This is a genomic window from Nocardia sp. NPDC001965 (genome assembly GCF_053594175.1).
Genome location: NZ_JBSFDZ010000006.1, coordinates 16,402 through 40,785, shown reverse-complemented (window position 1 = coordinate 40,785; position 24,384 = coordinate 16,402). Strand labels below are relative to the sequence as shown.

General features: G+C 67.5%; 20 protein-coding genes. 10 read left to right on the top strand and 10 right to left on the bottom strand.

What is annotated here, in order from left to right; all coding sequences use genetic code 11:
* Window positions 1-34 precede the first annotated feature (34 nt).
* Both ACWCPQ_RS11855 and ACWCPQ_RS11850 read left to right on the top strand, forming a co-directional pair.
* Complete coding sequence (locus ACWCPQ_RS11855; protein WP_449897865.1) at window positions 35-1,354, top strand: MFS transporter; 1,320 nt, start codon at window positions 35-37, stop codon at window positions 1,352-1,354.
* Between the two features lie 67 nt (window positions 1,355-1,421).
* Window positions 1,422-2,393, top strand: coding sequence for a DMT family transporter (locus tag ACWCPQ_RS11850; RefSeq protein WP_449897438.1), 972 nt, complete (start codon window positions 1,422-1,424; stop codon window positions 2,391-2,393).
* A gap of 60 nt (window positions 2,394-2,453) precedes the next feature.
* Here ACWCPQ_RS11850 and ACWCPQ_RS11845 read toward each other — a convergent pair whose 3' ends face one another.
* From ACWCPQ_RS11845 to ACWCPQ_RS11830, 4 genes are all read right to left on the bottom strand, one after another.
* Window positions 2,454-4,742 (bottom strand): heavy metal translocating P-type ATPase, encoded by a 2,289-nt coding sequence (locus tag ACWCPQ_RS11845; RefSeq protein ID WP_449897436.1) that lies wholly within the window; start codon window positions 4,740-4,742, stop codon window positions 2,454-2,456.
* Between the two features lie 22 nt (window positions 4,743-4,764).
* Entirely contained in the window at window positions 4,765-5,703 is a 939-nt protein-coding gene (locus ACWCPQ_RS11840) for a hypothetical protein (protein WP_449897434.1), read from the bottom strand.
* 720 nt (window positions 5,704-6,423) lie between these two features.
* Window positions 6,424-7,164: a lysophospholipid acyltransferase family protein gene (locus ACWCPQ_RS11835; protein WP_449897432.1), complete on the bottom strand. Its 741-nt coding sequence runs from the start codon at window positions 7,162-7,164 to the stop codon at window positions 6,424-6,426.
* A gap of 135 nt (window positions 7,165-7,299) precedes the next feature.
* Window positions 7,300-8,070, bottom strand: coding sequence for a lysophospholipid acyltransferase family protein (locus ACWCPQ_RS11830; RefSeq protein WP_449897430.1), 771 nt, complete (start codon window positions 8,068-8,070; stop codon window positions 7,300-7,302).
* Window positions 8,071-8,210: 140 nt separating this feature from the next.
* On the opposite strand from ACWCPQ_RS11830, the gene ACWCPQ_RS11825 reads away from it, so the two are divergent.
* From ACWCPQ_RS11825 to ACWCPQ_RS11795, 7 genes are all read left to right on the top strand, one after another.
* Window positions 8,211-9,143 (top strand): hypothetical protein, encoded by a 933-nt coding sequence (locus tag ACWCPQ_RS11825; RefSeq protein WP_449897428.1) that lies wholly within the window; start codon window positions 8,211-8,213, stop codon window positions 9,141-9,143.
* Window positions 9,144-9,187: 44 nt separating this feature from the next.
* A complete protein-coding gene (locus ACWCPQ_RS11820) occupies window positions 9,188-10,765 on the top strand; it encodes a Rieske 2Fe-2S domain-containing protein (protein WP_449897427.1) in 1,578 nt (525 codons plus the stop codon).
* Window positions 10,766-11,066: 301 nt separating this feature from the next.
* Window positions 11,067-11,144, top strand: coding sequence for a hypothetical protein (locus ACWCPQ_RS11815; protein WP_449897863.1), 78 nt, complete (start codon window positions 11,067-11,069; stop codon window positions 11,142-11,144).
* A gap of 361 nt (window positions 11,145-11,505) precedes the next feature.
* On the top strand, window positions 11,506-12,387 hold the full coding sequence (locus ACWCPQ_RS11810) for a helix-turn-helix domain-containing protein (protein ID WP_449897425.1): 882 nt from the start codon (window positions 11,506-11,508) through the stop codon (window positions 12,385-12,387).
* Entirely contained in the window at window positions 12,387-12,578 is a 192-nt protein-coding gene (locus ACWCPQ_RS11805) for a DUF397 domain-containing protein (protein ID WP_449897423.1), read from the top strand. Before ACWCPQ_RS11810 ends, ACWCPQ_RS11805 begins: the two co-directional genes overlap by 1 nt.
* A 53-nt stretch (window positions 12,579-12,631) precedes the next feature.
* Window positions 12,632-13,558, top strand: a complete 927-nt coding sequence (gene hemC / locus ACWCPQ_RS11800; protein WP_449897421.1) for a hydroxymethylbilane synthase — start codon at window positions 12,632-12,634, stop codon at window positions 13,556-13,558.
* Window positions 13,559-13,742: 184 nt separating this feature from the next.
* Window positions 13,743-14,570 carry a hypothetical protein gene (locus ACWCPQ_RS11795; protein WP_449897419.1) on the top strand — a complete coding sequence of 276 codons (828 nt, stop codon included), beginning with the start codon at window positions 13,743-13,745 and terminating at the stop codon, window positions 14,568-14,570.
* A gap of 24 nt (window positions 14,571-14,594) precedes the next feature.
* Here ACWCPQ_RS11795 and ACWCPQ_RS11790 read toward each other — a convergent pair whose 3' ends face one another.
* The 5 genes from ACWCPQ_RS11790 to ACWCPQ_RS11770 form a co-directional block, all read right to left on the bottom strand.
* Window positions 14,595-15,296: a hypothetical protein gene (locus ACWCPQ_RS11790; RefSeq protein ID WP_449897417.1), complete on the bottom strand. Its 702-nt coding sequence runs from the start codon at window positions 15,294-15,296 to the stop codon at window positions 14,595-14,597.
* Complete coding sequence (locus ACWCPQ_RS11785; protein ID WP_449897415.1) at window positions 15,293-16,969, bottom strand: ABC transporter family substrate-binding protein; 1,677 nt, start codon at window positions 16,967-16,969, stop codon at window positions 15,293-15,295. The genes ACWCPQ_RS11790 and ACWCPQ_RS11785 overlap by 4 nt, the downstream gene beginning before the upstream one ends.
* A gap of 43 nt (window positions 16,970-17,012) precedes the next feature.
* Window positions 17,013-18,920 carry an ABC transporter ATP-binding protein gene (locus ACWCPQ_RS11780; RefSeq protein ID WP_449897414.1) on the bottom strand — a complete coding sequence of 636 codons (1,908 nt, stop codon included), beginning with the start codon at window positions 18,918-18,920 and terminating at the stop codon, window positions 17,013-17,015.
* Window positions 18,917-19,888 (bottom strand): ABC transporter permease, encoded by a 972-nt coding sequence (locus tag ACWCPQ_RS11775; RefSeq protein ID WP_449897861.1) that lies wholly within the window; start codon window positions 19,886-19,888, stop codon window positions 18,917-18,919. The genes ACWCPQ_RS11780 and ACWCPQ_RS11775 overlap by 4 nt, the downstream gene beginning before the upstream one ends.
* Before the next feature lie 100 nt (window positions 19,889-19,988).
* On the bottom strand, window positions 19,989-20,966 hold the full coding sequence (locus ACWCPQ_RS11770; RefSeq protein WP_449897412.1) for an ABC transporter permease: 978 nt from the start codon (window positions 20,964-20,966) through the stop codon (window positions 19,989-19,991).
* 131 nt (window positions 20,967-21,097) lie between these two features.
* Between ACWCPQ_RS11770 and ACWCPQ_RS11765 the strand changes: the two genes are divergently transcribed.
* On the top strand, window positions 21,098-21,943 hold the full coding sequence (locus ACWCPQ_RS11765; RefSeq protein WP_449897410.1) for an HAD family hydrolase: 846 nt from the start codon (window positions 21,098-21,100) through the stop codon (window positions 21,941-21,943).
* A 109-nt stretch (window positions 21,944-22,052) separates the two neighbouring features.
* Here ACWCPQ_RS11765 and ACWCPQ_RS11760 read toward each other — a convergent pair whose 3' ends face one another.
* Window positions 22,053-24,146, bottom strand: coding sequence for an N-acetylmuramoyl-L-alanine amidase (locus ACWCPQ_RS11760; protein WP_449897408.1), 2,094 nt, complete (start codon window positions 24,144-24,146; stop codon window positions 22,053-22,055).
* Window positions 24,147-24,384 lie beyond the last annotated feature (238 nt).

The following is a 24,384-nucleotide window of genomic DNA, read 5'->3' as shown; positions in this document are numbered from 1 at the left end:
TTCCGGCCGGGAGACAGGACTACGCGCGCTCGCCCTGCGAGCGACCCTGTTCGCTGCCACCGGTGACCTGGTTCCCTACTACGCGCTGTACGCGCTCCTCTTCGCCGACCACGGCTTCGGGCCCGGACAGATCTCGTTACTGCTCGCGTTCTGGTCGGTGACCGCCTTCCTGTTCGAGGTGCCCTCGGGGGCGTGGGCCGATACCGTGTCCCGCCGCGGCCTGCTGATCCTGAACGGCCTGTTGATGGCATCCGGGTTCGTGGTGTGGACCGTGGCGCCGTCGTACGTGGGCTTCGCACTCGGGTTCGTTCTGTGGGGTGTGGCGAGTTCTCTGCGGTCCGGGACCTTCGAGGCCCTGGTCTACGACGAACTCGCTGCCCGCGGTGCGGCCCGGAGCTACGCCCGGGTGATCGGGTTCACCCGTTCGGCGAGCGAGTCGAGCGCGGTGATCGCGATCCTGGCTGCCACCCCGTTGTATCTGTGGGGCGGTTACCAGCTGGTGGGCTGGGTGAGTGTGGGGTGCGCCGTGGCGCACACCCTGCTGGCGGCGAGCCTGCCCGCTGCGCCGAAATCCGTATCGGCCGCCGAAGTGGGTGAGTTCGAGGATGCCGATGCCGTCGCCCCGGCTGCCGCGGCCCCGGTGGTCATCACACCGAGCCCGCGCCCGGCGATTGTCGGGCCGGGCGCTGATGAGCAGGCCGCCGGCGAACAGGGAACATTGCGACGCTATCTGCGGATGCTGCGCACCGGTGTCGCCGAGGCTGTGCGGGTCCGGCGGGTCCGGCACGGCGTGGTGCTCGGTGCGCTGCTCTACGGGATCACCGCGTTCGACGAGTACTTCGGCCTGGTCGCCGGGGAAGCCGGTGCCGCCACCTCGTTCGTACCCGTTCTGGTGGGTGTGACCGTTCTCGGTTCGCTGACCGGTTCACTGCTTGCCGGTCGGACCGAGGCGGTTCCGGCACGTGCCCTCGCCCGGGCCCTGGGGGCGGCCGGTGTGCTGTTCGGTGCGGGCGCGGTCGTCGCGGGTCTCGCGGTGCGCTGGCCGGGCGCGGTCTATGTGTGCACCGGGCTCGGGTTCGCGGCGATCGCCGCCGCCTACGGGGTGGTGTACAACGCGGCGATCGTGGCCGAGGCTCGGCTCCAGGACGCCATCAGCGGACCCGCGCGCGCCACGGTGATGTCGGTATCGGGGTTGTTGGAGGAACTGGTGTCCCTGGCCGTTTTCGGATTCGTCGCGCTGGCCACGTTGTGGCTGTCGGTTTCCACCACGATCGCACTGCTCGGGATCGCCATCGTGGCGCTGGCCGGATTGACCCCGTTCTGGCTACCGCCGCGGCCGGCGCCGCAGCAGTGACCGCCGGGTGCGGAACTCGACATTCCGGCCGGCCGGAGCGGAGCGTCTCCGTCGGTAGGGTTCGGTCATGGTTGCGCGGCGTTCGGGTCTGGGTTTCGGGCTGTTGATCGGAGCCGGAGTCGCCGTACAGGGCCGGATCAACGGGGAACTGGGGGTACGTCTCCAGGACGGTGTCGCCGCGGCGGTGGTGAGTTTCGGCAGCGGTTTCCTGGTACTGCTCGTGGCGGTACTGCTCAGTTCCCGGCTCCGCGCGGGCCTGCGGGCGATCCGTGGATCACTCGCGGCGGGCGAACTGCGGCCTTGGCAGCTGCTCGGCGGGCTTTTCGGCGCGCTGTTCGTGGCGAGCCAATCGCTGACCGTGGCCGCGCTCGGGGTCACCGCGTTCACCGTCGCAGCGGTTTCCGGCCAGTTGCTGAGCAGTCTGCTCGTGGATCGGCTGGGTGTCGGGCCGGCCGGTCGCGCTCCGGTCACCACCGCCCGGCTCGGCGGGGCCGTGCTCGCCGTCGCCGCGGTACTGCTGGCCGGGTCCGGTGGTGCCGCGACGGTATCGCTGCGGACTTCGTCCTGGCTCGCGGGTGTACCCGGGCCGGTGCTGCTCGCCCTGCCCGCGGCGGCCGGGATCGGACTCGCCTGGCAGCAGGCCTGGAACGGCCGGATCGGCGCGACCGGGAGCCCGTTCGCGGCGACGGTGATCAACTTCGCTGTCGGGCTGGTGGGTCTGCTGATCGTGGAAGTACTGGTGGTGGCCCGGGTGGGGCTGCCTGCGGAATTCCCGCGTGAACCATGGCTGTATCTGGGCGGCGTGATCGGTGTGCTGTTCATCGCCGCGGGCGTGCTGGTGGTGCGGTGGGTGGGGGTGCTGCTGATGGGGCTGAGCACGGTAGCGGGTCAACTGATGTCCTCGCTCGTCCTGGACTGGGCCCTACCCACGGGTGCGGAACTGTCGGCGGTGAAACTGCTCGGTTGTGTGCTGACCTTGATCGCGGTGGTCGTCGCGGCTCGGGCCCCGGCCCCGGGCGACCGGGAACCGGTGAACTGAACGGACGTGCCGGGCCCCGGAATATCCGGAGCCCGGCACGATCGGACCGGCGATCAGTGATCAGTGCGTCGGACGGAAGTTCCGCAGCCGCAGACTGTTGCTGACCACGAACACCGAGGAGAACGCCATGGCGGCACCGGCCAGCATCGGGTTGAGCAGACCGGCCATCGCCAGGGGGATCATCGCGACGTTGTAGCCGAAGGCCCAGAACAGGTTGCCCTTGATCGTGCCGAGGGTACGGCGGGCCAGCCGGATGGCGTCGGGCGCGGCCGTGAGATCGCCCCGGACCAGGGTGAGATCGGCGGCCTCGATGGCGATATCGGTCCCGGTGCCGATGGCCAGGCCCAGATCGGCGCGAGCGAGCGCGGCGGCATCGTTGACGCCGTCACCGACCATCGCGACCCGTTTGCCCTCCCGCTGCAGGCGTTCGATCACCGCGACCTTGTCCTGCGGCAGTACCTCCGCGATCACCTCGTCGATCCCGACCTGTTCGGCGATGGCGGCCGCCGCGGTGGCGTTGTCGCCGGTGAGCATGATCGGGGTCAGGCCCAGGGCGCGCAGCCGGGAGATCGCCTCGGCGGAGGTCGGTTTCACCGTATCGGCGACGACCAGCACGCCGCGGGCGCGACCGTCCCAGCCCACCGCGACCGCGGTGCGGCCCAGGCTCTCGGCCGCCCGCATGGCCTCCTGCAGCGGTTCGTCGAGGTGCAGTGCGTAGTCGGCGAGCAACGCCGGGCGGCCGACGATCACCGCGTGACCCTCCACGACGCCTTCCACGCCGAGTCCGGCGCTGTTGCGGAAGCTCTCGACCGGGGACAGCCCGGTGCTCCGTTCCCGGGTGCCGTCGGCGATGGCCCGGGCGATCGGATGCTCCGAGGAGTCCTCCAGCGATCCGGCCAGCCGCAGCACTTCGTCGGTGTCTTCGCCTGCCGCGGCCACCACGTCGAGCAGGGTCATCCGGCCGGTGGTGACGGTGCCGGTCTTGTCCAGCACGACGGTATCCACCTGCCGGGTGGATTCCAGCACTTCCGGTCCCTTGATGAGGATGCCGAGCTGGGCGCCGCGTCCGGTACCGACCATCAGCGCTGTCGGTGTGGCCAGGCCCAGGGCGCACGGGCACGCGATGATGAGAACGGCCACCGCGGCGGTGAACGCGGCCGCCACCGAACCGCCGGTGCCGAGCCAGAATCCGAGGGTCGCGACCGCGAGCGCGATGACGATCGGCACGAAGACCCCGGAGATCCGGTCGGCCAGTCGTTGGGCCTGCGCCTTTCCGGTCTGCGCGTCCTCGACCAGTTTCGCCATCTGCGCGAGCTGGGTGTCCGAGCCGACCCGGGTGGCGCGCACGGTGATCCGGCCGCCGACGTTCACCGTGGCACCGGTGACCGTATCGTCGGGCCCGACCTCCATCGGCACCGATTCGCCGGTGAGCATCGACACATCGACCGCCGACGCACCGTCCACGATCACGCCGTCCGTCGCGATCTTCTCGCCGGGCCGTACCACGAACCGATCACCGACGGCCAGCTCGTCGACCGGTATCCGCTCTTCGGTCCACTCGTCCTGCCCGGACTTGCGCAGCACCGAGACCTCTTTGGCGCCGAGCTCCAGCAGCGCCCGCAGCGCCGCACCCGCCCGCCGCTTGGATCGCGCCTCGAAATACCGTCCGGCCAGGATGAAGGTGGTGACCCCGGCCGCGGCCTCCAGATAAATGCTGCCGGTGCCGTCCATCCGGCTGATCGTGAACTCGAACGGATGCGTCATTCCCGGGGTCCCCGCGGTGCCCCAGAACAGTGCGTAGATCGACCAGCCGAACGCGGCCAGGGTGCCGAGCGAGACCAGTGTGTCCATGGTCGCGGTGGCGTGGCGCAGGTTCGTCCAGGCCGCCCGGTGGAACGGCAGCGCACCCCACACCACGACCGGCGCCGCGAGGGTCAGCGACAGCCACTGCCAGTTGGTGAACTGCAGCGCCGGGATCATCGCCATGGCGATGACCGGCACGGTCAGTACCAGCGAGACCAGCAGCCTGGTGCGCAGCCCGTCGGCCGGATCGGCCGGTTCGGTGGTTTCGGGAGTCGCGGCGGGCGGCTTCGGCAGGCTCGCGGTGTAGCCCGCCTGCTCGACCACCGCGACCAGCTCGTCCGGGGCGAGGGTGTCCGGATAGTGCACCCGGGCCTTCTCGGTGGCGTAGTTGACCGTGGCGCTCACACCGTCGAGCCGGTTCAGTTTCTTCTCGATCCGATTGGCGCAGGACGCGCAGGTCATTCCACCGATCGACAGCTCGACCTGTGCGGTCTGCGCGGTCGGGGTAGCGGTCTGTGCGGCGTCGGCCGGCGTCTGTGTGCTCATCATTGGCTCCGTTGGCCGGGAATCAGTGCCCATGGCCGTGTCCGGTGGGTTCGGGGGCGGTTTGCGTGCCGGTCGGGGGATGGCCGGCCGGGTCGCCGGCGGGGTCCGTGACGGGCACGGTGAATTCGGCTCGATGCACGGTCCCGTTGTGGCGGAACTCGAAGAAGAGCCGGTAGTCGCCCGCGCTCGGCGCTGTTACCGCGAAGGTTACGCCCGGTCCGGCCGCGGTGGCCCCGTCACCCGGGTGACCGGCCGGATGGACGTGTAGATAGCCGAGGTCGGCGGCACGCAGCGCCACGAGATGACCGTACGCCCCCAGGTAGGGCTGGAGATCGGTGACCGGCTTCCCGCCCCGGGCCACCGAGAACGTGACATGGGTGGTGGCGCCGGGGGCGACAGCGCCGTCCATGGTCACGGTGTAGCCGTCCACCGTGGCAGTGGTGGTCGCGGCCGGTAGCGGGCCCGGTGTGTACTGCCCCGCGACCCGAAGGTCGGCGCCGAGGGTGAACGGCTGCCCCGCCGCCGTGACGAAATCGGCGAAGACCCGGTGGTCACCGGCCCGGGAGAGATCGACCGGCGCACTCCAGGTGCCGTCCGGCCCGAGCTCCGGATGTAGATGCTGGTATCCGGCCGTATCGCGGCGCACCAGGATCAGGTGCAGGTCCTTCTCGTGATTCGGGGTGTAGCGCGTCACCGCCCGCCCCGCACTGTCCACGATCCGGAACCGCAGGGTCTGCTGGCGGGCCGCGGTGGTGATCGGGTCGGCCAGAACCAGCGTGTAGCCACCAGCGCTGCTGGTCAGCCCGCCGGGACCGGTATCCGCGGCAGGCTCACGCGCCGTGGCGTCATGGGTTTCCGGTTCGCTGTCGATGGTCCCGACGAGCGCCCCGACGCCCAGCGCGACCCCGAACAACGCGACGAGTCCGAGCGCGAACCCCGCGAACTTGGTCGGCGTATTCATTCGATGCTCCGTTTCCGTGGATCCGACGGCCTTCTCCATCCCGCCGCTCCTGTGCAGTTACGGTACCCCCCTAGGGTATTTTGTCAACCATGCAGGTAACGCCCACATCCACAGATCCCCCGCCAAACCAGCAACCCAGGCCCCACCCCCACCCGTCCAACCGGGACACCCCCCGAACCGCCCTCCACGATCGAGTCCGCATCCAGCCCGAATGCCGAATGCCACCGCAACCGAGCGCGTCGAGTTTTACGAGACACCTCAAAGGGTTGAGGCCCGTCTCGCCGTTCAGGCCTCGAAGCGCATGCGCCGCAGGCGCGAGTCTCGAGGCCTGAACGGCGAGACTTCAGGGGGCCTCAACCCCGCGCGCGCCAGCGCGCCGAAAACACAGCACCTTCACAAGCAAGCGCACCTGCCGCCACTTCACCAAGGTGTGACGCATCTGGTCTGGACGGATGGGGGCGCGTGTCCGGCTGGACGAGAGGAGGCACGTATCCGGCTCGGCTGGGGCTCGCGTCCAGCTCGGCCGAGAGGCCCGCGCCGCCCGCTCTCACCGGGGGCCCCGGATCCGATGAAAGGCGCGGACCCGGGACCAACGGACACCACACAAGCCCCGGGCCCACCCCAGGTAACGACCGGCGGGACACACCTCGGAGCACTCCCGCACCCAACCTCACCGACCGGCGTCCGGATGCCGCCGCCCACCCCCGCCGAGTCGTTTCTTCAGGGCCGCTGAACCCGCCGACGCGCGTATTCCTCGGCTTCCAGCACCGCAGCCTGTTCCGGTGTCGGCGCACCACCGCCCAGCCGAGCCGGTACCCACGGCCGGCCGGCCGGCATCGGGTAACCCTCTTGCGCCGCTGTCAGTAGTTCGCTCATCCGCCCACGCAGCGCCGTGGTCACTTCGTCGGCCGAGCCGGCAGCCCGCAGCGGTTCTCCGATGCGGATGTGGACCGGGAAATTGTGGCGGCCCAGCTGTTTCGGGAAGCCCTTGGTCCAGATGCGGTGGGCGCCCCAGATGGCGAGCGGCACGATCGGGGCTTCCGACTCCAGCGCCATCCGGGCCGCGCCCGATTTGAATTCTTTCAGTTCGAAGCTGCGGCTGATGGTGGCTTCCGGGTAGACCACGACAAGTTCGCCGTCGCGTAGGGCTTCGACCGCCCGGCCGAACGATTCCGCGCCCGCGGTGCGGTCGACGCCGATCGCCTTACAGTGCCTCATCAGGAAGCCCACGATGCCGTGTTCGAGTTCGGCTTTCATCATGTATCGCACATTGCGGCCGGATCGGCGTCCCACGACGCCGACTTCCATGAAGTCCAGGTAGGAAGTGTGGTTCACCGCCAGGACGGCGCCGCCCGTGCGCGGCACGTGCTCTTGGCCAACGATGTCGATGCGCACGCCCTGGGCGAAGAAAACCGTGTGCACCAGCCCGGCCAGAATATCGAAAACCGGCTCCCGCGCCATCGCAACTCCTGCTCACTACCTGCGGTTTTCCCGCCTCCTCGGCTGACCTACCGGCGGGTTTGCCTTGCGCGCATCGTGCGCTGTTTCCGTGCCTCCGCGTTCGCTCCGGGCTTGCGCGGCTGTTGCCGGGTTCGGTCAGGCGTCGGAGTCGTCTCGGTCGGCGAGCTCGGCTCGTTTGCGGGCGGCTCGTTCCGCGGTCTCGGCGGCGTCCATCGCGTCGGCTTCTTCCAGGGTAGGCGCACTACCCCCGAGCCGGGCCGGAACCCAGTAGGCGCCGGGTTCGTGTGGGTAGTTCTCCTGCAGTCCGCGGAGCAGTTCCTGCATGGTCGTCTTCAATTCGGCGGTGAGGTCCGCTGCGGGTTCGTAGGGCTGAATCGGTTTGCCGACCGCGATGGAGATGGGGGTGTTGGTGCGGCCCAGTCGTTTCGGGTGACCCTTCGTCCACACCCGCTGTGCGCCCCAGATGACGATCGGGATGATCGGCACATCTGCTTCGAGCGCCATCCGCGCCGCGCCCGATTTCAGGTCCTTGATCTCGAAGCTGCGGCTGATGGTGGCTTCGGGGTATACGCCGACCAGTTCGCCGCGCCGCAGATATTCCAGGGCGGACCGGTAGGAATCGGCGCCCGCGGCCCGGTCCACCGGAATGTGTTTGAGGGCTCGCATGATCGGCCCGGAGATCTTGTTGTCGAAGACCTCGCTCTTGGCCATGAACCGGATATACCGCTTGGGGGTGCGCACCGGCAGTCCCGCGTAGGTGAAGTCCATGTATCCGGTGTGGTTGACCGCCAGTACCGCGCCCCCGGAGGCGGGAATGTTCTCGTCGCCGGTAACGGTGAACTTCAGGCCCTCGAGGAAGAAGACGGTCCGGGCCAGCCCGATGATCGTCCGGTAGACGGGTTCCACAAGTCCGCTAGCGTAGTCGCTGCCATGATGACCGGCAGCGTCCGGCCCGCCGCGCGTGCCTCCGGCCCGCCGGATCCCGGGCCGTCGCGGCTCGGTGATACCCCGGTGTCTCGGCCGAACTCGTATGTACCGCAGGAAAGGTGATCGTCGAAGTGGAACGCGCCCGCCCCGTACCGTTGTGCCGAACCGGCCGTGACACCGGGCGACGCGCCCGGGTTCGGGCTCTTGCCGTGGGGCTCGCCGTATCCGGGATGCTGCTGGGGACCGGATGTGATTCCGTTTCCGGGATCCCGGGCGACGATCCGGGCAGTGCACCGGCGCAGGCAGCCGAGGGCGAGGTGACCAGCACGGAGCAGGCCGCGCCCGGGGGAGTGCCGTCGGACGTTCCCGCATTGCCGCCGGTCCCGGCCGACGCGCCGGTTGTCGGCGCGGTCCCCGGAGTTCCCGGAGCCGCTCCCGCGCTGCAGCGGTTCGCCGCGGATCTGCGCTCCGGCGATATCGCGACGTTGCAGGAATCCTGCTGGACCATCCCGCCGCTCACCGTGCAGACCATGTACGCCGACCCCGACGCGGTGTTGAGTGCGCTCGCCCAGCCGGGTTCGGCGGTGGACGGCACGCTCACCTGGACCGACGGCGTGACCACGGTCACCGCCGACGAACTCGGGGTGGCCGACGGGTATGCCTGCGGCCGGGTTTCGGCCGCGGGGGTGGAACCGGCCTACGACGCCGCCGACGCCCGGCACACCGTGCGCCGCTATCTGGCCCGCACCATCGGTCAGCCGTTGGATGTGGCCGACCGGGAGGACCGGCATCCGCTGGTCTGCGCGGCGAGCCCGGCGACCTGGGATCCGGAGGCCGGCGGCGCGCCGGTGCCCGCGCCGCTGGCACAGAATCCCGGTACCCTCGACGGGATCACCGGGTTCACCGATCAACAGATCAGTTCTCAGCCGTTGACGACCGGATATATGGCTGTCGCGGTGCCGGTGACGAATGCGTCGGGAGTCACTGCGAACCGGACATTTCTACTCGAACAGGGTGATGACGGATACTGCATCGGGGATATCTCGTCCTGACGCACTACCCTGGAAGGCCGTAAACGGTCAGGAGGAGCGAGCTCGTGCAGATCACCAGCGTCGGACATGCGGGATTCCATATCGGGACGGCGGCCGGTTCGATCCTATGCGATCCGTGGATGAACCCCGCGTACTTCGGGTCCTGGTTCCCTTTCCCGGACAACACCCAGCTCGACTGGGAGGAACTGGGCAACTGCGATTTCCTGTATGTCTCGCATCTGCACCGCGATCATTTCGACGCCAAGCATCTGGCCGAGTACGTGAACAAGGACGCCACCGTTCTGCTGCCCGACTATCCGGTGCCGGATCTGCGCCGTGAGCTGGAGAAACTCGGTTTCCATAAATTCATCGAGACCGAGGATTCGGTCAAACACAAGATCAACGGTTCGATGGGGAACGGCGGTGGTGATCCGGACGCCGAACTCGAGATCATGATCGTCGCGCTGCGTGCTCCCGCGGACGGGCCGATCGGTGATTCCGGGTTGATCGTTTCCGACGGTGAAACCACCTGTTTCAATATGAACGACGCGCGGCCGGTCGATATGGACGTGCTGCACGACGCGTTCGGCAGGATCGATATCCATCTGCTCCAGTACTCGGGTGCGATCTGGTATCCGATGGTCTACGACATCCCGGCCCGCACAAAATCGAATTTCGGCAAGCAGAAGCGGCAGCGCGGAATGGATCGGGCCCGCAGCTATATCGAGCAGGTCGGCGCCACCTGGGTGGTTCCGTCCGCCGGACCGCCGGTTTTCCTCGACGACGAACTGCGCTATCTCAACGACGATCACGGTGACGAGGGCAATATCTTCCCCGACCAGATGGTCTTCCTGGAGCAGATGCGGGAGCACGGTCACGATCGCGGGCTGCTGATGGTGCCGGGTTCCACCGCCGTCGTGCACGGTGGCGGGCTCGACCTTTCCCACCCCTACGATCCGGCGACCGTCTGGAGCGATAAGGCCGCCTATATCGAGAAGATGGCGCAGCGGCTCGCGCCGGTGCTGGTCGCCGAGAAGAAGACCTGGGCGTCGGCCGAAGGCGAACCGCTGCTCGAACCGCTGCGGGCCCTGTTCGAACCGATCATGGCGCAGAGCGACCTGATCTGCGACGGGATCGGGTACCCGGTGGGCCTGGTCGTCGGTGCGGAGACCGTGGTCCTGGACTTCCCGAAGCGGACGGTGCGGGCGCCCCTCGAGGGCGAGGGCCGGTACCGCTACGGGTTCCGGATCGCGCCGGAGCTGGTGCGAACAGTGCTGCGCGATCAGGAACCGGACTGGGTGAACACGATCTTCCTGTCCACCCGCTTCGAGGCGTGGCGGATCGGCGGCTACAACGAGTACCTGTACACCTTCTTCAAATGCCTCACCGACGAACGGATCGCCTACGCCGACGGCTGGTTCTCCGAGGCCCACGACGATTCGGCGTCGGTGGAGGTCGCCGGCTGGGAGATCCAGCGCCGCTGCCCGCACCTGAAGGCCGATCTGTCGAAATTCGGTGTGGTGGAAGGCAACACGCTGACCTGCAATCTGCACGGCTGGCAGTGGGATCTGGAATCGGGCCGTTGCAAGACCTCCAAGGGGCATGAACTCCGCTCCCGGAAGATCACCGAAGCAGCGGGGTAGCGCGGCGGTGTAGTGAGTCGGCCCCTTGCCCGGGGACTGTCGGGAACACCGAGCTGCGTGGCGGCCGCAGGTCGACGATGACGCCATCGCTGTTCATATCACCAGCCGCAGGGGCAACGCTGTATTGATACCCGAAGACGAGTACAACTCTCTTCGCGAAACTCTCTACCTGGTGGTTCCCCCGCCAACGCCGCACGCCTCGCGCAGGGCATCGCCCAGCTCGAAGTCGGCGATTCCGTCGAGGTGAACATGGAACAGCTCGCCGCGGACGGTCGATAAATCCGGGTACTGGTCACGCCGGATCGACGACGAGCACCGACCGGTCTACGCGGTCGCCGCAGACGTCATCGGCATTGTGCAGGCTTGCTACAACTACTGAACCGCGCACTGCCGTAACCGGTGCCGGAATCCGGATAGTTCCCCTGTCGCGAAAAGGGGATCGGCATCCGCGTTGTCGGCCGATCTGTACGAGATAGTCTGTATCGCAACACCTCTGACCAGGCCGGGCTATTGTGGGTGCGCCCGGTACCGGTGGATTGCAAGGGGCACCGGATGGGGAAGCGGGGGCCGGCGGCGGCAGCTTCCCTGCACCGGGCGCGTTTCCAGCACAGCACCGAGGGTTGGTGCTGTGCCAGGCGCGATCGAGAAATCATCCGAATCACCACGGTGTTTTTCATCCCCGGCTCTCCATCTGTTCGAGGATGAGAATGCCCTGGTCCCCTGCGAACGGAGATCGGCGAATGACCGAGGGCGCTGGATCGACCCTTCCCCGGCGGCAGCTTGGTAAGCATCTGCGCAACGGGCGGGAGGCGGTGGGCTTGACGCTGGCCGATGTGGGCGCGTTGATGGAGTGGAGCATAAGTACGGTCCAGCGGCTGGAGGTCGGCAAGACCGAAAGAATCCGGTTGGCGGATGTGGAGGCGCTGTGCCGGATCTACGAATTCAGTGCGGAATTCACAGAAGTGTTGAAGGGTCTGGCACGCCAGGCCACCGGAAAGAGCTGGTGGCACGAATATGGTGACCTGATACCCGAACACTTCGACGTGTTCGTGGATCTGGAGTCGAGCGCACAGCGGCTCCGGACATACGAGCCGGAGATCATCCCTGGCCTCGTCCAGACCCCCGGGTACACACATTCCTTGATGCGGGTCGCCTATCCGGATGTCGGTCCGGCCGAGCTCGAGCGCCGGGTCGCATTGCGACATGGGCGTCAGAAGCGGATCACTCGGAAGGCCCGGCCTGTCGTTGTCGACATCGTGCTCCGTGAGGCGGCGCTGCGTACGGTTGTGGGCAGCAAGCGAGTAATGGCTGCGCAGCTCCGCCACCTGGCCGACTTGAGCACTCGCGAGAACGTGAGTATTCGTGTCCTGCCGTTCTCGGCCGGTTTTCCGCTCGGTGTGGCGATCGGTCCCTTCGTCATCCTCGAACCGGGAGAGACCGGCAGGCGGGGCAGCCCGGAGCCTACGGTTGTGTACGTCGAAAGTTTCACCGGCGACCTCTATCTGGAGAAGGAGTCGGCGGTGCGTCGGTATGCTGATGCCAATCGGACTCTCCTCAACGCGGCGCTGGATGTGGTGCAGAGCAGGGATATGTTGAGGCGCTTGGCAAAGGAGTACCTCTGATGACGAACGATTTGTCTCATACCGCTTGGTTCAAGAGTAGTTTCAGTGGTGCTGACAAGAACTGTGTAGAGGTCGCTTTCCTGATCGACGGTGCGGTGGGTATTCGTGATTCCAAGAACCCCGCCGGCCCGGCCCTGGTGGTCGACCCGGTGGCCTGGGATTCCTTTCTCGATTCCGTCACCCGTCGTTGACCGGTCGACCACCGCGTCCGCGGGGCGATATCCGGCGGCGGTAGAGTCTGCGCATGGCTTCGCGCATCATCCGGATCGCCACCCGCTCCAGTCCGATGGCGGTGGCTCAAGCCGAGCAGGTAGCCGCCGGTATCGCCGCTTTCGGAATGGAAACCGAGCTGGTGAAGGTGACCTCTGCCGGGGATCGCTGGATGGGGGATCTGGCAAAGCTCGGGGGTAAAGGGGCGTTCGTCAAGGAGATCGATGATGCGCTGCTGGCCGATCAGGCCGATCTGGCGGTGCACTGCCTGAAGGACATCCCGGGCGATATCCCGATTCCCGAGGGCGTGGCGTTCGCGGGTTTCCCGGCTCGTGACGATGTGCGTGACGCGATCATCACCAAGGACGGCCGCCCGCTGTCGGAGCAGCCGGCCGGGACCGTGGTGGGGACCAGTTCGGTGCGGCGGGCCGCGCAGTTGCGCCTGCACTATCCCGGACTGGTGATGAAACCGCTGCGGGGGAATATGAACACCCGGCTGCAACGCCTCGAGGACGGGTACTGCGATGTGTTGATCGCCGCGGTCGCGGGGATGTACCGGATCGGGCGCGAGGACCGGATCACCGAGATCCTGCCGGTCGAGGTGATGTGCCCGCCGATCGGCGCCGGGGTGCTCACGCTCGCCTGCCGGGCCGAGGACGACGAGGTCCGCGAGCTCGCGGGCCGCCTGGACCATGCCGAAACCCGTCGGGTCGCCGATGCCGAACGCGCCATGCTGCACGCGCTGCAGGGGCACTGCAACTCACCGATCGCCGGTGTCTGCGTGATCGAACCCACCGGGCGGCTCTCGTTGCGCGGCAAGGTGTTCGATCTGGACGGCACCCAATGGCTGGACGCACACCACTGGGGCGTACCCGAGGATCCGCAGGCGCTCGGTTTCTTCGTGGGCGCCGATCTGCTGCGCCAGGGTGCCCGCGCGATCATCGATTCCATCCCGCACTGAGTTCGCCCGCGGGCGCCGCGCACCGGAGGCTGGTCCTCGTCGAGAGTACCGAACTCGCGATCATTCAAAACTGCTCTCGCCGAATTACTCTCGCCTCGCGGCCTCGGATTCTCCCCCGGCCACCTCGCCCCGAGTGTCTCGCTAGATCGCCCACGCCCGAAAATGGGTGGCGCGGAGGTGTGAGATGGGCAAGTCGGATGGGCTGCCGCGGTTGCTGCGGAAGCTCGCCGGGCGGGTCGCGAAAGCGGCGGCCGACGGGGCCTCGGCGTCGGTGAAGCGCGAAAAGGACATTCTCGAAGTAACGACCGGTTTTCATGTACCGGCCGCGGATGCCGCACACGGTGTCACCTGGCAGCAGATCTCCCGCGAACCTCCCTCCCGTCACCGCGGCGGGTCGACTCGTGTGGTGACCGGGCTGGGCGACGATATCGACGATATCGTCGCGTTCTCGCCCACGCTGACCGCCATGATCACCAGACTCCGTGCCGAAGGGTGGCACGTCGGCCGGGCCGATACCGTGAGAGAGGATGGCCGGCCCATGGTGGTGCTGGAACCCGACAGCGAAAGACCACAGGTACTCGTGGCCCCCGTAATCAATCCCGGGCAGACGGTGGAGGCACTGTCGAGAACCGTCGGACAGGCGCATCACCTGCTGGATCATCCGCAGCAGCACGTTCGTCGACCGGAGCCCGGCGAGCGCTGGGAGGACTGGCGTGATGCAGCCCTCGCAAAGCACTTCGATCCCGACGCCGAAGGCTATCTCGCTGCCGCCCGCATTGCCCGAGAGATGGAGCAGGCCCACGGCCCGAGTATTACTGGGCCCCTCGGGCAGGCCGCGCGTCAACTCGACGATGCCATCGAAGCCGGTGACGTGGACCGCGACTGGGCCGTGGCGGTGCTCGCCGAGGAGATCGGAGGCCATCCCAGTGTGATTACGCCGGGTATTACCCGGCGCGAAGAGACCGAAGCCGCCTTGCGCACACTCTGGGACCTCGGCCCGGACGACCATTGATCGGCCGTATCCCGTGCACGGCATTCAGCTCGGGTCCGACCCGCGGACGGCGCTGAGCCAGGTCCCGGTGGCGGCCGCCACGCACATGGCGGCGACGAACGCGCCGGTCCCGCCACCCATCACATACAGCCACAACAGTGCGACGAACGGGGCGGCGACCGCCGGCTGGGCGTCCAGCAGCACGCGGCGGGTGATCTTCGTGGCGGTCGCTGCCCGAGCCTCCTTTTCCGGGTCCACGCGCGTCGGATTGTCGACCAGGCGACCGGGCGGTTCGGCCTCCCGGACCCGGCCGGCCGGGAGTACCCGGAACTCGCGTTGCGGTCCACCGTGCGGCTCGGTGCCGTCGGGATCGGGCCGCAGCACGATCTGCCGTTCGCTCAACAGGGCGGTGCCGCCGGTGAAACCGATCAGCTCCGGCGTGAAGTACACCGGGAGCCAGCTGTCGTCGCCATTATCGCGCAACTCGAGCCAGGAGCGGCTGACCAGCTGGTGTTCCTGCCTGACCCGCCGCACCGCCACTGTCCCGGACTTCTCCGCCCCGACGCCCGCCGTGCCCAGCGCCACCGCGAACCGGTATCCGCTGTATCCGATGATTCCGATCCCGACCACCGCCAGTGCGCTGAGCTGGTCCGGATCGGCGAACGGCGCCCACGCGGTGAGTACCGCGAGGGCGCCGATGGTCACGCACAGCGGATAGGCCAGCGGGTGGCCTATCCGGGATCTCACTTCAGGAAACCGATTTTCGTGTAGTCCAGCGAGGCCAGCCCCGCGGCACCGTAGTTGGCGAGGTTGTCCCGGACACCGACATTGCCGGCCGACTGGACCAGCGGGATCGAATGGCCTTCGGCCCAGATCGCCTGGTCGACCTGGTTGGCCAGTTCGATGGCCTTCTGGGGGTCGAGTTCGGTGAGCGTCTTCTCGATGAGATCGTTCAGTTCCGGCGATCCGATGCGGCCGTAATTGCCCTGCAGGTTATCGGGGTAGTAGCCCCAGATCTGCGGGATGCTGCTCAGCGGGAACGCGTCACCCATCCACACCCACTGGCCGACATCGAAGTTGCCGGGCTGGATATTGTCGGTGAAGAAGCCGGCGCCGGGCTTGGTCTCGATGACGAGTTCGATCCCGACCTGCCGCAGGTTCTGCTGGATGATCTGCGCGACCTGCACCCAGGTCTTGTCGTTGTACATGACATCGCGGATCACCAGTTTGCGGCCGTCCTTTTCGCGGGTGTCCCCGTTCAGTGTCCAGCCCAGTGCGTCGAGTTCCTGTTTCGCGGCCTCGGGATCGAAGGCCAGGCTGTTGTCCTGGTAGCCCTTCTGGCCCTGGATGAAGATGTGGTTGTTCAACGGCTGGGGGTCGGCCACCAGGCCGTTCTGCATCGCTTTGGCGATACCGGCGCGATCGATCGCCTTGATGATGGCGACGCGCAGTTTCGGATCTTCCAGCAGGGAGCCCGGGGCGCCGTTGAAGGTCAGATGCGACCAGCTGTTACCGGGAGCGCGCCGGATCGCCACCCCGGGAGTGTTCCGGGCGGTCTGCATATCGTCGCGGGTCGCCAGGCCGATGGCGTCGATCTCATTGTTGGCCAGCGCCGGGACCATGGCTTCGCTCGACAGCACGCTGAACGTGATGGTGTCGAGTTTGGGCGTCGCACCCCACCATTTCGGATTGCGGCCCAGCACGATCCGGCCCTGGCCGCGGTCGGTGGACTGGATCACGAACGGCCCCGAGGTCTTGCCGGGGCCGTTGCGCCAGGCCTCGTTGAACGCCTCCGGCGTCGCGGTGACCTCCTTGGGCAGCAGCATGGAGTTTCCGGCGAACTGCCCGGCCCAGTCCGCGTAATGGCTCTTGAAGGTGATGATCGCCTGGCGGTCGTCGGTACCGCGCTCGACCTTCTCGATCCGGTCGAACCCGTTGGTGTTCCCGATCAGGAACTTCGGGTCCTTTCCGCTCAGGGCGTCGGCCTGCGACGAGATGTCCTCCCAGGTGATGGGGGAGCCGTCGGACCAGACCGCCTTGGGGTTGATCGTGTAGGTGACCTGCTGCGGTTCGGTGTTCGTGAGCTCGACCGAGGTGAAGAAGTCGGTGTTGACCGAGATGTTCCCGGCCGCGTCGGTGGCGAACGAGCGCGGCAACATCGGGCGCATGATGCCCGCGGCTTCGCCGTCGCTGTCGATCTGCATCGGGTTCCAGGTCTCCGGGAAGGAGGTGGCGGCCAGGCGTAGATTGCCGCCGTCGCGCAGTTCGCTCACATCGTGCGGGTTGATATCGTTGACCGTGCCGAGCTCGGCGACCGCGCCCTCGGGTGCCCCCGAGTCGTTCGCACCACAGCCGGCCGCGAGCAGCGCGACGGCGCACAGTGGCACCGCCAGCCGCGCCCCCAGTGATCGAATCCTCATGGCCGATACATCCTTCCTGCCGGTGGAACCCCGAACACGTCTGTCAACCCTCTACCACGGGTACGGGCACGGCATCGATCAGTGATCGTGTGTATTCGTGTCCCGGATCGCCGAAGATCTGTTCCGCCGGCCCCGCTTCGACGATCTTGCCCCGGTACATCACCGCGATATCGTGGGCGAGATTTCGCACCACGGAAAGGTCGTGGGAGACGAAGAGGTAGGACAGTCCGCGTTCGGCCTGCAGGTCGCGCAGCAGATTCAGCACACCCGCCTGGATGGAGACATCCAGCGACGACACCGGTTCGTCGAGCACCAGCAGTTCCGGGTCCAGGGCCAGGGCCCGGGCGATACAGATGCGCTGTTTCTGACCGCCGGAGAAATCACCCGGATAGCGGTCGGCGTGTTCCGGGCGCAATCCCACCTGCCGCAGCAGTTCCGGGACCCGCTGGGCGATCTCGGATTTCGGCCGCTTCGCGATGCGCATCGGCTGCGAGACGATATCGGATACCGGCAGTCGCGGGTCGAGCGAGGCCGTGGGGTCCTGGAAGACGATCTGGAGTTTGCGGCGCAGGTCGCGCCGCTGCGCCGCGTCGAGTGTGGCGGTGTCGCGGCCCATGATCTCGATGGTTCCGGACTGTGGTTTCACCATGTCCATGATCTGGGTGAGCGTGGTGGATTTACCGGACCCGGATTCGCCGACCAGCGCCAGAGTACGCCCGGCCCGGACCTCGAAACTGATCCCGTCCACCGCGCGTACCTCACCCTTGCGGCGGCGCAGAATCACCCCGGAGGTGATGGCGAAGGTTTTGACCAGGTCGGTCACCTTCAGTACCGGCGGTGCGTCGGCCACCGGCGCCGCCTCCGGCTCCCCGATCTCCTGCCGGTAGGCATCGAAGAGCTCGGCCGAACCGATCTCGGCGGTGCGCAGGCAGGCGGCGTCGTGACCGGCGACCGTTTCGGCCAGCGGCGGTTCCGTGGACCGGCAGTCCTCGATCGCGACCGGGCAGCGCGGGGCGAACGAGCATCCCGGCGGCAGTGCGTGCATCGCCGGGGGAGCGCCGACGATGGGAATGAGCGGGGCCCGTGCCGGGCCGTCCATCCGGGGGATCGAACCCAGCAGGCCCACGGTGTAGGGCATCCGCGGGCTCCGGAAAACCTGTGCGGTACTCGCTGTTTCCACGATCTTGCCCGCGTACATGACCGCGACACGGTCGGCGAGGGTGGCCGCGATACCCATATCGTGGGTGATCATCACGACGCCCGCGCCGGTGATATCGCGTGCCTTGCGCAGCAGATCGAGGATCTGCTTCTGCACCGTCACATCGAGTGCGGTAGTGGGTTCGTCGCAGATGATGAGCGCCGGATCGTTGGCAATGGCCATGGCGATCACCACGCGCTGGCGCATTCCGCCGGAGAATTCGTGCGGAAATGCCCTGGCGCGCAGTTCCGGATCGGGAATCCCCACCAGATCCAGCAGTTCGACCGCGCGTTTCGCTGCCTCGGCTTTGGTCAGATTCCCGTGTGCGAGCAGCGCTTCGGCGACCTGTTCGCCCACCCGGTACACCGGGGTGAGCGCCGAGAGCGGATCCTGGAACACCATGCTCACCGCGCTACCGCGCAGTTTCGACAGTTCCTTGTCGCCGAGGCCCAGCAGTTCACGGCCGCGCAGCCGGATCGATCCGGTGACCCGCGCCTGTTCCGGTAGTAGTCCCATCACCGCCAGCGAGGAAACCGACTTCCCGGAACCGGATTCGCCGACGATCGCCAGTACCTCGCCATCGGCGACGGTGTAGTTCACCCCGCGGACCGCGTCGACGCGACCCTCTTCACTGGGGAAGGAGACGTGCAGATCCGATACCTCCAGCAAGGGCGCGCGGCCCTGGCCGGGGATGGTTTCGCCGGGTTCGGCCCGGTCCGCTGCCGCTTGCACGGTGGTGGTCTCTCCGGTCATGTGAGCGCTTCCTCCGCCTGCCGGGTCTGCGCGGTCCGGGCGGCCTTGCGGGCCCGGCGCGACGGCCGGGACCGGGCGCGTTTCGCACCCGGATCGAACGCGTCGCGCAGGCCGTCGCCGACCAGGTTCGCGCAGAGCACGGTGATGATCAGCAGACCGCCCGCGAAGAGGAACAGCCACGGATAGGTCATGGCGGAACTGGTCCCGCCGGCGATCAGCGATCCCAGCGAGACATCCGGCGGCTGCACCCCGAAACCGAGGAAGCTGAGCCCGGTTTCGGCCATGATCGAGGCGCCGACGGTGAGCGTGGTATCGATGATCAGGATCGACGCGATATTCGGCACGATATGGGTGAGGATGATCGTATGGGTCGGGGCGCCCATGTAGCGGGCGGCCCGGACGAATTCGCGTTCCCGCAGGCTCATGGTCAGCCCGCGGACGATCCGCGCGCTGATCATCCAGCCGAACACACTGAGCAGAATGATCAGCAGCACGATCGAACCGCTGCCCTTGGTACGCGGCGCGAACAGGGCCACGATGATGAAACTCGGGACCACCAGCAGCAGATCGACCACCCACATGATGGTCCGGTCGGTCCAGCCGCCGAGTAGTCCGGCCACCGCGCCCGTGAGCGCTGCGATGGTCGTCGAGAACAGCGCCACGCACAACCCGATGACCAGCGATTTCTGCAGGCCGCGCAGCGTCTGCGCCAGTACGTCCTGGCCGATCTCGGTGGTGCCGAAAGGATGCTGGGGGCTGGGCGGTTGGAGTAGTGCCGTGTAATCGAGTTCCTGGTAGTCGTAGGGCAGGAAGGACGGCAGTACGAAACTGGCCAGGAACATCAGGATCAGCACAGTCGTCCCGGCCAGCGCGGGTTTGTTGCGCAGGAAGCGGCGCAGGATCAGTTTGCGCCGCCCGGACGCGGCCGGTTCGGGTGCGCCCTGGACGAGGATCTCGGTTTCGTTGATACTCACGCTGTTTCCTCCGACCCGCTCATGCTGTGTTCTCGGGCATGAGCGGGGGGTCCTGCGTGGTTATGCTTCGCTGCCGCCTTCGGACCCGACCCGCTCACGCCACACGCACCCGGGGATCGAGAATCGCGTAGACGATATCGGAGAGCAGGCCCGATACCAGGACCACCAGCCCGGCGAACGCGGTGACCGTCGCGACCACGTAGATGTCCTGGGCGTTGATCGAATCGACCAGCCATTCGCCGACCCCGTGCCAGCCGAAGATCTTCTCGGTGAAGGTGGCGCCGGTGATCAGCCCGCCCAGGCTGTAGGCGAACAGGGTGGCCATCGGGATGAGCGCGGTCCGCAGTCCGTGTTTGTACAGTGCCCGGTTGCGGGTGAGGCCTTTGGCCCGCGCCGTCCGGATGAAATCGCTCTGCAGCACATCGAGCATCGCATTGCGCTGGTAGCGGCTGTATCCGGCCATACCGCCCAGCGCGAGGGTCAGCGTGGGCAGGACCAGATGTTGCAGGCGGTCGACCAGCTGGGCGCCGAATCCTTCGACACTGGTCGCCGAGGTCTCGCCGGTATAGAGGAAGATCTGCTGCCCGGTCGCCGAGTTGATCTCCAGTGCACCGAATTTCAGCAGTGTTGCCAGCAGGAACACCGGGGTGGACAGGACCAGCAACGAGATCACGGTCGTGAAATAGTCGCTGAATCTGTACTGGCGGATCGCCCCGGCCGCACCGATCAGCACACCCAGTACCGTGCCGATGATCGAACCGAGGATCAGCAGCCGCAAACTGACCCCGACCCGTCTGCCCAATTCCTCGCTCACCGGCTGCCCGCCGAGAGTTTCCCCGAAATCGCCGTGCACCACACCCGTCATCCAGGTGACGTAGCGCTGTGGAATCGGTTCGTCGAGATGCAGTTGTTCGGCCTTGGCGTCGATCACCGACTGCGGCGGTCGCGGATTGCGCTGCTCCAGGCTGTCCAGCGGCCGGAAGGTCAGCGAAGCGAGGCTGAAGGTGAGAAAGGACGCCAAGAGCAGCAGCACGACGTAATTGAGCGTTCGTCGTAGCAGAAAGCCGGCCATCATTCCCCTCGATATCAGGTGTAGCCCCTGATCATAGGGAGCGATCCGACCTGATGCGCGACGGACGGTCGGCTGCGTGTTCGCCCCCGAACGGGTACGCCCGCCGGGGCCGCGCGAAGCGAACCAGCAGAATGGACCGGGTGAGCGTAACGCGGCAGACCCGACCGGCCCTGGTGGCCTCCGATGTGGACGGCACCTTGATCGATCCCGAGGAGCGGGTCTCGCCGCGAACCCGGACCGTGGTGCGGGCACTGGTCGCCGACGGTGTGCCGTTCGTGCTGGCCACGGGGCGGCCGCCGCGCTGGATCGCACCGGTCGTGGCCGACCTCGGCTTCGCGCCGCTGTGCGTCTGCGGGAACGGCGCCGTGCTCTACGACGCCGAGCAGGACGAGGTGCTGGGAACTTCCACGCTGGATGTCGAAACGCTGGCCTGGGTCGCCGATATCGCGGAGAAGGTGCTACCCGGATGCGGGCTGGCCGCCGAGCGGATCGGCGCCAGCGCGCACGACGCGGCGACTCCGCAGTTCGTCAGTTCACCGCAGTACAAGCACGCCTGGCTGAACCCCGACGACACCGCGGTGGCCCGCGACGAGGTCATCGACAGTCCGGCGATCAAGATGCTCATCCGGCTGCCGGGTGCGCGCAGTGGCGATATGGCGACGACGCTGGCCACACATATCGGTGATCGCGCGGATATCACCTACTCCACCGAGCACGGCCTCATCGAGATTTCCGCGCCCGGCGTCACCAAGGCCTCGGGGCTGCAGATTCTCGGGGCGCGACTCGGTGTCGACGCCGTGGATATGGTCGCGTTCGGCGATATGCCCAACGATATTCCCATGTTGCGCATGGCCGGACTGGGTGTCGCGATGGGCCATGCCCATCCGGACGCGCTCGCGGCCGCCGACGAGATCACCGGGACGAACAGCGAGGACGGCGTCGCGCAGGTGTTGGAACGTTGGTGGCGCGGAGCCTAGTGCCCGACCGGGCCGCTTGCACGGATCGCGGCCCGGCGACCGGGTGTACCGACGAACGCGCCGGACCGGCCGCGGGGCACGGTCCGGCGCGTTCGGCCGGGCTTTCGGGTCAGGCTGCCGGAACCGGTGGTGCCGCGGGCTCGGGCGGGGCTGGTGGTGCTGTCGGTTCGGCCGGGGCCGGTGGTGTCGCCGGTTCGACCTCCGGCGCCGGGGCCGGCTCGGCGGCCGGCGCGTACGTCGGTACCGGCGACTGCCCGTCGGCCGGACCCGCGGGTGCGGGCTGTGCCGCGGCCTGTGGTGCCGGACCGGTGCCCGGTATCGCCTGCGGAGCGGTGCCCGGGTGGGCACCCTCGCTCTGCCACTGCTGCTGGTAGGTGTCGTTGTAGGTCTTCCAGAGGGTGTTCACGATATCGGCGGCCTGATTCAGGATCAGTGAACCGTTCTGGAAATCGGTACGCAGGCCCTCGGGCACGGGGTAGGCGTCGGTGAGCGGCAGGCCGAGCGCGCCGCTGTCGGCACCCAGCTCCAGGAACCGGTCCAGGACCTTGCCGGCCACCTCGTGCACCTGCCCGTCGGGCGTGGTGTAGACGTACCCGTTCACGAATTTCGCGTACTGCTGTCCCTGGGCCGCGGGCAGCGGTTCGGAGGCCGCCTGTCCGAGCGGGCCGTCCGGACCGCCCTTGGAGACCCAGTATCGGGCGATCACATTGTCGTTCACCATGGTCAGCAGCTTGGCGGTGAGGTCGGCCAGTGCGGCCAGATCCGACCGCGAGGCCTGGCTGCGTGGTGTCGACGAACGGGTCGCGCCCACCTCGCCGGCGGCGATGGTGCGGATCCGGTCCATCTGCGCGTAGGCGGCGTCACCTGGGCAGCTGGTGTTGCCGACGTCGCGGTGCGCGAAGACCACCGGCAGATGTACTTGTTCACCTTGCGCGTACGGGGTGAACTCGGTGCCCTCCGAATACATGGTGGTCTGGCCCTTGGGGTCGAGCCCGGCGATCCGGGCGCGCCAGCCGATGAATTTGCCGACCGCCTCGATCGAGGCGTCCGTCGGCTGTTCGACCTGGTAGTCACCCATGATCGCGACACCGGAGGTGTTCTCGTTGAACCCGCCCGCGTGCGCGCCCTGCACCGTTTTGTCGAGCCCGCCGTAGCGGCCCTCGAATATCTGCCCGTACTTGTCGACCAGGGCGTTGTATCCCATATCGCACCAGCCGAGCGTCTGTGAGTGATAGGCGTAGATGGCGCGGACGATCCCGGCCGATTCGGATTTGCTGTAGTCGTTGCGGCCGGCGGTGTGGTGCACCGTGATTCCGCCCAGCCCGTCGTCGTAGGTGGGCTCCTGGCAGCGGATCGATTCGTCGGCGCCCCACTGGTTGCGGGTGATGACCGGCGGCCCGCCGCCGGGCAGGGCGGCGGCGATGTCCTGGAGCTGATCGTCGACCGCGCCGCGACCGGGATCGATGAGGACGGCGGTGAGTTCGGGCGGCTGCTGCGCGCCCGCGGCCGCGGGGGTCGGTTCGAGAGAGCTGCCCTGCTGATGCTGCGGTTTGCGGGTGACCAGCACCTGGACCGCGGTGGTGTTGCCGACGTAGATCGGATCGGTGCCGGTGGGTCCGCCGGCCGCTGCGCCGTCGGCGCCGTCGATCGGATTGGCCTCGTACCACTGGCCCCAGCCGCCGTCGGGCTGCCGGGCCCGGAGCATCACGGTGGTGTTCGCCAGATCGGGCGCGGTCAGTGCGACCATGCTGAAGGGCTGGTCCCGGGTCAGCTCTTTGACCTGGGCGCCGACCGCGTCCATGAATTCGGGTGGGATGACACCGGGGGTGAGTGCGGGGGTATCCGCGGGCGGGTTTCCGCCCTCGGTCACGAAGCCCAGACCGGGCTGCCGTCCGGGCAGGCGACGGCCCGGATCGGTGGGTGTGGTCGTACCGCTCGGGGTGAGGCCGGGCAGGCCGAGCGCGTGCAGATCGGCCAGGCGCAGGTCCGGCAGGTCGAGGCCGGTGAGTTCGCCCAGCGGCAGCACGATATCGGGTGCGGCCTTCAGCGCGAGTTCGGTGAGCTGGGGTGGGACGGCCGTGAGCTGGATCTGATCGGCAGGTTTGCCCAGGTCGGAGATGGTGGGCATGAGGATCGGGCCCGCTACCGCTACAAGTGCGACAACCGGCAGTACACAGGAACGCTTCGGTTTGCGGTAGGGCACGAGCGTCTCCAATCAGGGTTGCAACCAGTGATCGGTGAGCAAGTCATGCTTGCGAACTTCAGTCCCACGGACCACACTAGCCACATTCGTCACAAATCTAAACCTGAGGTTGAGGCTTTCCTGTTCGCTCGAATGTAGCTCCCGGAGCGTGACCGGTCGCAACGACATGCCGACGTCGTGCCGAGTCGAAAACGTCCGGGCTGACGATGGGAGTGCTCGTATGTCATACCGAAACAGC